Origin of the sequence: Bradyrhizobium sp. (assembly GCF_019244115.1) — a bacterium.
In the GTDB taxonomy this organism is placed as follows: domain Bacteria; phylum Pseudomonadota; class Alphaproteobacteria; order Rhizobiales; family Xanthobacteraceae; genus Bradyrhizobium.
The window spans coordinates 1-11,293 of sequence record NZ_JAFATE010000466.1 but is presented as its reverse complement, the minus strand read 5'-3'; the positions used below and the strand labels follow the sequence as shown (position 1 = coordinate 11,293).

Below are 11,293 nucleotides of genomic sequence, written 5' to 3'. Positions count from 1 at the left end.
CCGATCGCTTTTGCGCTGATCGTCTGCGGCGTCGCCTTGATGCACTCCCTCGACATATTCGACTCGCAGATCATCGCGCAGAACATCATCAACGGTGCTGACAGTTTCCCGCTGATGGCGGTGCCGTTCTTCATGCTCGCGGGCGAGATCATGAACAAAGGAGGCCTCGCCAAGCGCATCGTGGACATCGCACTGGCGCTGGTCGGCCACGTGCGCGGCGGGCTTGGCTACGTGGCGATCCTGGCATCCTGTGCGCTGGCTTCTCTGTCTGGCTCGGCCGCGGCGGACGCGGCAGCGCTTGGTGCCCTGCTGGTGCCGATGATGGTCGCGGCCGGTCACAAGAAGATGTACGCGGCCGGTCTCGTCGCGGCAGGAGGGATTATCGCTCCCATCATCCCCCCGAGTATCGGCTTCGTGTTGTTCGGAGTCGCCGCCGGCGTGTCGATCTCCAAGCTGTTTCTTGCCGGGATCGTTCCAGGGCTCCTATTGGGCGTCGGCCTTTGCTTCGCCTGGTGGTGGGTTGCCCGCGAGGAGCACATTGAAAGCCCGCCCCGGAAATCCCTGCGGGAGATCGTCGGAACGGTCGTCGAGGGATTCTGGGCGCTGATGCTCCCGGTGATCATCGTGGTCGGCCTGCGGTTCGGTGTCTTCACCCCGACCGAGGCTGCGGTCGTTGTGGCGGTGTATGCGCTGTTCGTTGCAACCTGCATCTACCGGGAACTAAGGTTCTCGCAACTTTACGAGGTCGTGGTCACGGCTGCGCTCAGCACCAGTATCGTGATGTTTCTGGTTGCCGCAGCGCTGGTCTCCTCCTGGCTCATCACGGTTGCCGAAATTGCAACTCAGGTGGTGGATTTGGTGCGTCCATTCATGGGCAGCCCGATGCTTCTGATGCTTGCGATCATGATCCTTGTGGTCGTGGTCGGCACGGCGCTGGACATGGCACCGACCATCTTGATTCTGACGCCCATCCTGATGCCGATCGTCAAACAGGCTGGGATCGACCCCGTCTATTTTGGCGTGTTGTTCATCATCAACAATGCAATCGGGCTGATCACCCCGCCGGTCGGGGTGGTTCTGAACGTCGTGTGTGGGGTCTCGCGGATCAGCATGGAGGACGTCATCAGAGGCGTCTGGCCATTCATGATCGCGCAGCTCGTCGTGCTCTTCCTGATGGTGCTCTTCCCGCCGCTGGTGATGGTACCTGCCAAGTGGTTCGGAGGCTAGTCTCGTCGCATCGAACAAGGAGTGAGTCGATGGCCACCAGAATCATGATTTTGAACGGCCCCAATCTCAATTTCCTCGGCATCAGAGAGCCGCACATCTACGGCTCGACAACCCTGAAGGAGATCGAAGCAAGCTGCTTCGAGGTCGCGAAACATTTGGGCGTCTCGCTTTCGTTTCATCAAACCAACATCGAGGGTGAACTCGTCGGCTTGGTCCAGGCGGCGTATGGCAATGCGGATGCGATCATCATGAATCCCGCGGCGTATTCGTTTACGTCGATTGCCTTGATCGATGCCTTGAAGATCTTCGATGGTCCGAAGATCGAGGTCCACATTTCGAATATTCACGCAAGGGACGAGCTTCACCGCCACTCCATCACGTCCAGCGCATCCACGGCCGTGATCTGCGGACTTGGCCCATACGGTTATGTCACCGCAATCCTGGCGGCCGTTCAGCGGCTCGGGCGGCTATCCGATGCCGTCCCGGCCGCCCTGCACGGCCTGGGTCAGAGCAGCAAGCCGTAAACTCGGGAGAGCAGCATGCGGGGCGCAGGATTTCTTGCGGTCTGGAGTGACGTCGAACCTGCAGACCTGGTGGATTACCGGCACTGGCTTGCGCGCGAGCATACCACTGAACGGGTGACGACCGACGGCTTCCTGGCATGTCGTGTTTTCCGCGCGGCGCGAGCCGACATCAACCGCTTCTTCATACTCTACGAGCTGGAAGCGCCGGAGGTTCTGGATGGCCAGGCCTATTTGTCACGCCTCAATTCGCCGACGCCATGGACGCAGCGCATCATGCCCCGGCTTGGCAATTTCGTTCGCGGCGGAGGCACCATGATAGCCCGCGCGGGTCGCGGCGAAGGCGCCATTATCGTGGCTCTGCGCACCGAACAACCGTTGAACGATGCCGAACGATTGGCGAATGCCGTCGCCGCTTGTGACGGAGTGGCCGCCGTCCAGATCGGCGCCACGGATAGAACTCGCACCTTGGTACCGACGGTGGAAAAGGGAATGAGACGGAGCGAGGGATTTTTCGTCGGATTGTTGGTCATCGAAGTGCTCGATGCAAGTTCGGTGCGCGGCGCCTGGAGCAAGGTGACCGAGATGGCGCCAGATATCGTTGGCGGCGTTGGCGATCCGGAAGTCTATCAGGGCATGTTCGCGCTCGATGCCCGCATCGCGGTTAGCGATGCGGTTCCCGTCGGATCGAAGCTCGGCGCCGATCGGGGAGTCTGAACGAGGTCGGCAGCGTATGCCTGCGCAAGATGGACGCCGGTGGGATCTGGAGATCGACCTTCTGGTCGTGGGCGCCGGCGCAGCCGGGATGACGGCGGCGCTGGTCGGCGCATGCGAGGGCCTGCATACCGTGCTTTGCGAGAAATCGAACATGGTCGGCGGCACGACGGCGACTTCCGCCGGCACGGTTTGGATTCCGGGGAATCGGCAAAGCAAGGAGGCCGGCATCCCGGACACCGTCGAAGCCGCGCGGACCTATCTTGCTGCCATGCTCGGCGAGCGCGCGGTCGACGAGCGTCTGGAGGCGTTTCTCAGGATGGGACCTATTGTCCTTGATTATCTCGAGAAGAGAACGAGCTTGCGCTTCACACCACCACCGGTTCATCCCGACTACAAAAATCTGCCCGGTGCCGCGATCAGCGGCCGCGCCCTGAGCACCGTGCCGTTTGACGGCCGCAAGCTCGGCGCCGACTTCGAGCGCGTGAGGCCACCCCGACCGGAGTTCATGGTGCTCGGCGGCATGATGGTCGCAAAGAATGACATCGCACCGCTGCTGCATCCGCTTCGATCCGCGCGCAATTTCGTGCACGTATCGCGTCTGCTGGTACGGCAGACGCTCGACCGGCTGCACTTCTCGCGCGGGACGCGTCTCATCATGGGTAACGCGCTAGTTGCCAGGCTATTCTACGATCTCCGGAAATCCGTCGACATTCTGTTCGAGACCGAGTTGAACGAACTGATACGGACAGGCGACCAGGTGACCGGTGCAGTGCTGGCCGCACCATCCGGAGATATGGCGATACGTGCCCGCAGGGGCATTGTGCTGGCCACGGGAGGCATTGGCTGGAGCGCCGAACTCCGCGACAGATTGCTGCCCGAGGCGGCCCGCCGCTATTCGCTTGCGCCATCCTCCAACACCGGGGACGGGATCCTCGTCGCCGAGCGTGCAGGGGCCGTGATCGATGATGAGTTGGAAAGCCCGGCCTTGTGGATGCCGAGTTCGGTCATGAGGCAGCCCGACGGCCACGTCTCGGTGTTTCCTCACATCATGCTCGATCGGGCAAAACCGGGCCTGCTCGCGGTCGATAAAACGGGCCGGCGCTTCGTCAATGAAGCCGACTCTTACCACGATTTCGTCGAGGGGATGCTGCGCTCGAATGGGCGCCCAGAGCGCGTACCATCCTTTCTGATCTGCGACCGCAGCTTCATCGACGATTATGGGCTCGGATTGATTCATCCGGGTACCCGGAAATTGGATAAATACTTGAATGCGGGCTATCTCCTCGCGGGCGATAGCATCGAAGCGCTCGCAGAAAAGATCGGCGTCGCCGCCGCCGAGCTTTCACGGACGATCGATCGCTACAACCGCTACGCGGAAGTCGGCATCGACGAAGAATTTGGCCGCGGAGCCAGCGAACTGAACCGCTTCAACGGCGACCCGCTGAACAAGCCCAATCCTTGTCTCCGCCGGCTCGGCCCCGGCCCCTACTACGCGGTCGCGGTTTGGCCATCCGATCTCGCAAGCAGCGCGGGACTGCGCACCGACTCGAGGGCTAGAGTGCTCGCGCCCGACGGCAAACCGCTGAAGGGTCTTTATGCCGCCGGCAACGATGCGGCCTCGCTCTTCCGTGGGACCTATCCCGGACCGGGCACGATGATCGGTCCGGCGATCGTATTCGGCTGGAGCGCAGCGATGGACGCTGCGGGCGCCTTAGACCGATATCTCATCCAAGCATAGGACGGCGATGAGATAGCCGCAAAGAGCCGACTTCGCGTGCAGCGATCGCGTGGATCCGCGCGTAGACCTCGGACGCGAGGTCCCGCCGTGGCACTTCAAATGATGTCGCGTGGGGGCGTTCGGGAGCGTTCGTGCTTCGAAGGCCTGCCCGCGCCAGCGTCGATGACCTTCCTGCCGGCCATCGCGCGCAGCGCCGATCACATCTCATCAACCTTCGCGCGACGTCTTGCCTGAACGTACCGGTTCGTACAATATCGGGAAAACCAGAACAGCGGGTGCGGCGCGATCAGCGTCGTCAAGCGAAGACAGCCGGCGCCCGCAAACGTGGTTCGTGCAGGCCATCGAAAAGGTCGGGAGGAGGCTTAATGAGTTGGATCGCTATAATGCCATGGGGCGGGGTGAGGCGAGCAGCGCTTGGGCCGCTGATCGCGGTCGCGTCCGCTCTTTACATCCTCTCGATGATGTCGGCGCCGCGTGCGATGGCTCAGGCCGGCGCCAGACCGATCCCGGAAGATCCTGTCAACATCGATAGCGGCGCGGTTTCCGGCAAGCTGCTGGCGTCCGGCGTAAAGGCCTATTTCGGAATTCCGTATGCGGCGCCGCCGGTCGGTGACCTGCGCTGGCGTGAGCCGCAAAGGATCGAGCCTTGGCAAGGCGTCTATCACGCGGACCGCATGGGAGCTGAATGCATTCAGGTTCTGCGCCGCCACGACCTCAACCATTATTTTGGCGAGGAGGCGACCGGCGAGAACTGCCTCTATCTCAATATTTGGGCGAGCAAGGATGCGAAGTTGGGCATGAAGCTGCCGGTCATCGTCTGGATCTATGGCGGCGGCTTCACCCTCGGCTCGAGCGGAATGGCGATGTATGACGGTGAAAACGTCGCCAAGAAGGGTACAATATTCGTCAGTTTCAACTATCGGGTCGGCATTCTCGGCAATCTGGCTCATCCCGAACTCACGGCAGAATCGCCGCATCACGTCTCCGGCAATTACGGCTTCCTGGATCAGATCGCGGCGCTGCAATGGATCAAGCGGAACATCGCCCAATTCGGCGGCGATCCCGACAACGTCACCATTACCGGTCAATCCGCTGGCGCGATGTCTGTTTCGGCCCTCGAAGCAAGTCCGCTCGCCAAGGGGTTGTTTAACCGCGGTGTCGCAATGAGCCTGAGCATGTTCGATAGCCGCTTCAAATTTCCAACGCTGCCGGAGGCCGAGAAGACCGGCCTCGAAGTGCAATCGGCGCTGGGCGCGGCGTCGCTCGCGGAGATGCGGCTGATCCAGGCCGACAAGATCCTTGCCATTCAAAAGGACTGCCAACTCGGCTGCGCCGGCACGATTGCCGTTTCGCCAGACATCGACGGCTATTTCCTGCCCGACACGGTGCCGAAGATCTTTGCCGCGGGCAAGCAGAACGACATGGCGACCGTTGCGGGATTCACGCGCGACGAAAGCTCCAACGATCTGCGCACTGCGGCCAATCTGGAAGGCTACCTCGCCGCCGCGCGTAAGCTTTATGGCGATCAAGCCGAGCGCTTTCTGGCACTCTATCCGGCCAAGACCGACGAAGAAGCGAAGGCGATGGGACTTCTCGCGGCACGCGAGGGGCTGGTCGAAGCCGGCACCCGCAATTGGGCGCGCGCGCAGCGTAAGACCGGCAAGGCTCCATTCCATATGTACATGTTCTCGCGCGTGCACCCGTTCGCCGTGGGCGTACAGTTCTTCGACAGCCCGCAGAAGATCGGCGCTTACCACACCTCGGATGTGCCCTATTGGTTCGGGACCCAAGATGCCTTCAACAAGTTCCGCGTCACGCGCGTCTGGACCGAGTTCGATCGCGCGCTGTCCGAACGCATGATGGATACGCTCGTTGCATTCGCCCGCAACGGAGAGCCGAGCACCTCGGCGACGTCATGGCCGCAATGGACGGAGGACGCGCCCAAATATCTCGAGTTCGGCGACGATACGGGTGTTCGAGAGGAAGATCGCGCGCGTATGGACTTCCACACGCCTGCCAACATGACCCCATCGACGCCACGTGTGTCGCGGGACTAGCGCGAGCATGACGCCGATGGATCACCGTACCGGCAGTAAGATATTTCTCAGGGGCTGATTGGGGCGACCATGACGCATTCGCTTTCTCGGCAACGCAAGAGCGGAAGGCTGATGCGCCTCGGGAGATGCTGAGCAGTAGACACGCGCGATTGGAGGGCGCCTCGCTGGCGCCGGCGATTGCCTCGGGAAGATAGACAGAGCCTGGCTTGACGGTTGTCCGATGACCGAGCATGAGCTCCTACGAATCATAGCGTTCCTCGAACGAGTTCGGCAGCCGTTCCAGGAATTGGTTCCGATCGCGGAGGAGGACGCGACGTGGAATATGCTGCTCTTCCTGATCAAGAACCATTTGAACGGAACGCCCGTCGGCATCTCCACCCTGGCCTCGGTCGCCAAGGTTCCTCACGCGACCGCAATGCGGCGAATTCACGCCCTGATGGAACGCGGCGATATCGTCGCCAAACCCATCACCGAGACCGGAAGGAGAGTGAAGCTTCTGCCAAGCGAGGCGTTGCTGGAAAACTTCATTCGATACGCCAGAAAAATCAAATCCTTGCTCGCCGAGACCTTCGGACTGCGGCCAAAGACGGATAGCGATGAGGACTTCTACTTCGGCGGATCCTATTTCGCAGCCCAGATCATCCCCCCTCCGCACCTCATCGAGAGTCTGTTTCGCGGAAAGCATGAAATCAAATTCCTCCTCAACGACGACAACTACTTCCTCTCGATGAGGAATTTGTGGGCCGACTTTCGCAACAACATCGCCTCGCGGAAGAACTTCGATCTTCGCAAGCTGCCTCAGCTTCATGAGCGCCTGATCGAGAACTCGCGCAAGCCGGTTTCCGAATACGACATCGTCGCGATCAACGCGCCCTGGCTCGGCGAGGCGGTGCAGAAGAAGCTGATAATACCCTTGGACGCATTCATCAAATCGATGAGCATTTCGCCGCTCGACTTCCATCCCTCGGTGTGGTCGATGGGCTCCTGGCGCGGCCAGCAGTTCGGCGTTCCGATCTATTGCACCATCGAGCTGCTGGCTGCCCGCAGCGACCTCTTCCAGAAGGACAAGATCGACTACCCGACCACCTTCGAGAAGACGGTTGCTGCGGCCAAGCATTTCCATAGCCCATCGAAGGAGCGCTACGGAATTGCCTGGAACGGCGCCCGAGGCATGCCGATCGCGTCGACCTTCATGTTCCTCATGGCGTGCTGCGGCGAGTCGATCCTGCGCATACCGAAGACGAGCCTATCGATGGGCGTGGACGAGGCTCAAGGCGAGCAGCTGAGGCCGCACATTCAATCCGAGGCTGGCATCCACGTCCTCGACTACCTGCACAGGTTGAAAGACGTGTCGCCGCCGGACGTCCTGGACATGGATTGGGACCGTCGCACCACATCGTTCCTGTCGGGACAGACCGCGCTCGCCTACTGCTGGACCGTGCGTGCTGCGCGTTTCGAGACCGACGTCAGCTCCGCGGTCAAGCGCAAGGTGAGCTATCTGGCCCAGCCGCGCGGGCCCGGCGGCGCATCGAACAACCCGATCGGCGGATTCCTGCTCTGCATCCCCTCGAACCTGCCGGTGGAGCGGATTGAACTGGCTTTCGAGGCCATCGCCTGGATGACCTCGCCTGAAGCGATGAAAGCGAAAGTTCAGAGCGGCTTTCCCGTAGCCCCGCGCTTCAGCGTGGCGGCCGACCCCGAGGCTGCGGCAACTTCGCCCATCGTCACCATTGTCGATCGCTTGGCGAAAAGGAACATGCTCAAGGCCTGGCCCCGCCCGCCGGTTCCAGAGTACTTGTCCTTGGAAGCCATTCTCGGCGAAGAAATCCATCGCGCGCTTCGGAGAGAAGTGTCGGATCGTGAAGCGCTCACGAGTGCCCAGATACGAGCCGATGGCGTCATGAGAGCGGCCGGCTACTACTAGCCGGCTGCTCGAAGGCTAAGCATGCGGCGGACGGTGCCACACGATAAGGACGGGGCCACCTTCCGCGCGGGACCTCGCGAGGGCGCATTGATCGCTGCGGTCGCAGCGCAGCCGAAATAATCATTTTGAGAATCTTTTCCGCTCGCCGGTCGACAGACTTTGGCAAAACGACGAGCATGTCATCCAGACCTGACACAGCCGTTCACGGCGAGCAGCTTCGCAACGACGACGTAGGAATTGAGCGGCGGCTTGCGCTGTTCCGGCTTCAGGTCGAGATTCGGGATTGCGAAAAGCGCGCATTCGATCTCTTTCTCCAGAACATGATCAAAGGGACGAGCCATCTGTCGATCGGACAGGAGGCGGTCGCGGCAGGTTTCGGCGTCGCGATGCAAAGGGGCGACAAATCCTTTTGCACATACCGCGGCCATGCGCACACCCTTGCGCGGGGCGCCTCCATGGAGGGCATGCTGGGTGAGCTGATGCTTCGCGACATCGGGCTGATGCGGGGCAAGGGCGGCTCGATGCATCTGACATCCGTCGAACATGGTGTGTTCGGTTCGTATGCCATCATCGGGGCTCACCTCCCGATTGCCTGTGGATCGGCGTGGCGCGCCCAATATCTCGGCGAGAAGGACGTCTCGGTTTGTTTTTTCGGAGACGGCACGACCAATATCGGCGCGTTTCACGAAGCGCTCAACTTCGCTGCGGTATGGAAGCTGCCGGTCGTCTTCGTCTGCGAAAACAATCTCTATATGGAGTATACGCCGATCGGCGACGTTACGGCCGTCAAGCATCCGGCCGCCGATCGCGCCGCAAGCTATGGACTGGAACGCATCGTCATCGACGGCAACGATGCGGACGTGGTGTTCAGAACCGCACAGGCAGCCCTCGAAAAGGCACGTGAAGATGGCGGCCCTTCGCTCGTTGAGTGCCTGACTTATCGGCATTCCGGGCACTCTCGTGCCGATCCCGCCAAATACCGCCCGCCCGGCGAACTGGAGGAATGGCTCAAACGCGATCCGATCGTGATCTACCGCCAGCGTCTGGCGGAGTTCGGCGTTGCCGAAGACACGATCAAGGCGATCGAGGCCGAGAGCCGGCGCAAGGTCGAAATGGCGACCGCGGCGTGCAAAGCGTCGCCTTCGGCGCCCGCCGAGTTGCTGGCAACCGACGTCTACGCGGACGGGGGATGGGCGTGGCGGAATTGACCTATCGAGATGCCGTCGTGCGCGCCATAGCCCAGGAGATGGAACGCGACGAACGCGTCGTGTTTCTCGGCGAGGACGTTGCCAAGGCGGGCGGCGTCTTCAAGGCGACCGTCGGCCTCTACGAGAAGTTCGGGCCGCTGCGCGTGCGCGACACGCCGATTTCCGAGCAGGCAATTCTCGGTGCCGCGATGGGCGCTGCGATGACGGGCCTGCGGCCGATCGCGGAGATCATGTTCGCCGACTTCCTTGCGGTCTGCTTCGATTATGTCGCAAACGAGATATCGAAGCTGCGCTACATGTCCAACGGACAGCTTTCCTGCCCGCTGGTGATCCGGACCGGAAATGGTGGCGGCGTTCGCTTCGGCGCTCAGCATTCCCAGTCGGTCGAGAACTGGACCATGATGATCCCGGGCATCAAGGTGGTGGCGCCATCCTCACCGGTCGATCTGATCGGGCTCATGGCTGCTGCGGTTCGCGATCCGGACCCGGTCATCTTCCATGAACACAAGGCGCTCTATGCCATGAAGGGCGAGGTGCCGGACGGCGAGATTGTCGACACCCTGGGAACGGCCCGGATTCTTCGTGCGGGCAGCGACTGCACGATCGCGGCGCTGGCCCTGATGGTTCCACGAACGCTGGAAGCCGCAGAGGTCCTGGCGCGGGATCACGGCATCGATGTCGAGGTGATCGACGTGCGCTCGCTCGTTCCGCTCGATACTCAGACGATTCTTGGCTCCGTGGCAAAAACTGGTCGCTTGTTCACGGTCGAAGAGAACCCGCGGCTGTGCGGTTGGGGGGCGGAGATCGCCTCGATTGTCGCCGACGAAGCCTTTTGGGATCTCGACGGTCCCATTGTTCGCATCACGACGCCTCACATACCGTTGCCGGCCGCCGACCATCTTGAAGACCTTGCCATCCCCAGCGCGGAGCGCATCGTCGACAAGGTGCGCCGCGTTCTGAACGGATGATCCGATGGCCGCCTCTGTCATCATGCCGCAGCTCGGCGAGACTGTCGCGGAAGGCAAGATCCTCACCTGGTTCAAATCGGTCGGCGATGAGATCAGAGAGGGGGACAATCTCTTCGAGGTCGAGACCGACAAGGTGACGGTCGAGGTGCAGGCGATCGTAACGGGCCGCTTGAGCGAGATTCGGGTCGGACCGGGCCTGGTCGCACGGGTCGGCGATGTGGTCGCCGTCGTCGGCGACAACTCGACATCCACGATTGCCGAGTCGAAGGAGGCCGCGCCGATTTCGCGGAGTGCAGATAGGCGCTCCCCGTTCGAAGAGGTGCTAACCCCGCAGGAGACGTTCGGTCCGGCGAAAGGTCCGGAGGGCATCCGGATCACGCCGCTCGCGCGTCGGTTAATCTCGCAGAACAGGCTCGACCTCGCAGCGCTGGCAGCGGATGCGCGGCGGCGGGGAGCCAGGAGGATCGACGAGCGAACAGTTCGCGCGGCGCTGGATTTGCGTGTCGCCGCGTCTCCTCCGCTCGTCGCGATGGACGATTCAAGGACGCCGGCGGCCGCAGAGACGGCGAACAGTCAGGTTCTAACTCTGAATGCCATACGCCTGAAGACGGCGGAGCGGGTTGCGGAAAGTTGGAGGACGATACCGCACGTGTTTCAGGCGGTCGAGGTGGATTATACCAACATTGATCGCGTGCGCAGACGGCACCTCGACTCCTTCCGGCAGGCTCATGGCTTCTCGCTGACTTATTTGCCATTCGTCGCTCGCGCGACATGTCTCGCGATCGAGTTGTTCCCCCATGTCAATGCGCGCTTTGCCGACCGGTCGCTGGTTTTCTCAGGCAGCATGCATCTTGGCTTCGCGGTCGATCTTTCTCTCAATGGCCTGGTCGTACCTGTGATCCGGGACGCGGGTGACTTGACACTGCTCGGAAT

General features: G+C 61.6%; 10 protein-coding genes. 9 read left to right on the top strand and 1 reads right to left on the bottom strand.

What is annotated here, in order from left to right; genetic code table 11:
- The 6 genes from JOZ76_RS20560 to JOZ76_RS20535 all read left to right on the top strand — a co-directional run.
- Positions 1 to 1,227 (top strand): TRAP transporter large permease subunit (locus JOZ76_RS20560; protein ID WP_291701269.1); only part of this gene is annotated, 1,227 nt, incomplete at its 5' end.
- 29 nt (positions 1,228 to 1,256) lie between these two features.
- Positions 1,257 to 1,751: a type II 3-dehydroquinate dehydratase gene (locus JOZ76_RS20555; protein WP_291701267.1), complete on the top strand. Its 495-nt coding sequence runs from the start codon at positions 1,257 to 1,259 to the stop codon at positions 1,749 to 1,751.
- Between the two features lie 15 nt (positions 1,752 to 1,766).
- Entirely contained in the window at positions 1,767 to 2,465 is a 699-nt protein-coding gene (locus JOZ76_RS20550) for a hypothetical protein (protein WP_291701265.1), read from the top strand.
- Between the two features lie 16 nt (positions 2,466 to 2,481).
- Complete coding sequence (locus JOZ76_RS20545) at positions 2,482 to 4,203, top strand: FAD-dependent oxidoreductase (RefSeq protein ID WP_291701273.1); 1,722 nt, start codon at positions 2,482 to 2,484, stop codon at positions 4,201 to 4,203.
- A 365-nt stretch (positions 4,204 to 4,568) separates the two neighbouring features.
- A complete protein-coding gene (locus JOZ76_RS20540) occupies positions 4,569 to 6,260 on the top strand; it encodes a carboxylesterase/lipase family protein (RefSeq protein ID WP_291701263.1) in 1,692 nt (563 codons plus the stop codon).
- Between the two features lie 322 nt (positions 6,261 to 6,582).
- Positions 6,583 to 8,184, top strand: a complete 1,602-nt coding sequence (locus tag JOZ76_RS20535) for an extracellular solute-binding protein (RefSeq protein WP_291701261.1) — start codon at positions 6,583 to 6,585, stop codon at positions 8,182 to 8,184.
- A 179-nt stretch (positions 8,185 to 8,363) separates the two neighbouring features.
- On the opposite strand, the gene JOZ76_RS20530 is transcribed toward JOZ76_RS20535, so the two are convergent.
- Positions 8,364 to 8,618, bottom strand: a complete 255-nt coding sequence (locus tag JOZ76_RS20530; protein ID WP_291701275.1) for a hypothetical protein — start codon at positions 8,616 to 8,618, stop codon at positions 8,364 to 8,366.
- On the opposite strand from JOZ76_RS20530, the gene JOZ76_RS20525 reads away from it, so the two are divergent.
- The 3 genes from JOZ76_RS20525 to JOZ76_RS20515 form a co-directional block, all read left to right on the top strand.
- Positions 8,505 to 9,392, top strand: a complete 888-nt coding sequence (locus JOZ76_RS20525) for a thiamine pyrophosphate-dependent dehydrogenase E1 component subunit alpha (RefSeq protein WP_291701272.1) — start codon at positions 8,505 to 8,507, stop codon at positions 9,390 to 9,392. The genes JOZ76_RS20530 and JOZ76_RS20525 overlap by 114 nt on opposite strands.
- Positions 9,380 to 10,360 carry an alpha-ketoacid dehydrogenase subunit beta gene (locus JOZ76_RS20520; RefSeq protein ID WP_291701259.1) on the top strand — a complete coding sequence of 327 codons (981 nt, stop codon included), beginning with the start codon at positions 9,380 to 9,382 and terminating at the stop codon, positions 10,358 to 10,360. The genes JOZ76_RS20525 and JOZ76_RS20520 overlap by 13 nt, the downstream gene beginning before the upstream one ends.
- A 4-nt stretch (positions 10,361 to 10,364) precedes the next feature.
- A partial coding sequence (locus JOZ76_RS20515; RefSeq protein WP_291701257.1) for a 2-oxo acid dehydrogenase subunit E2 occupies positions 10,365 to 11,293 on the top strand: 929 nt, incomplete at its 3' end.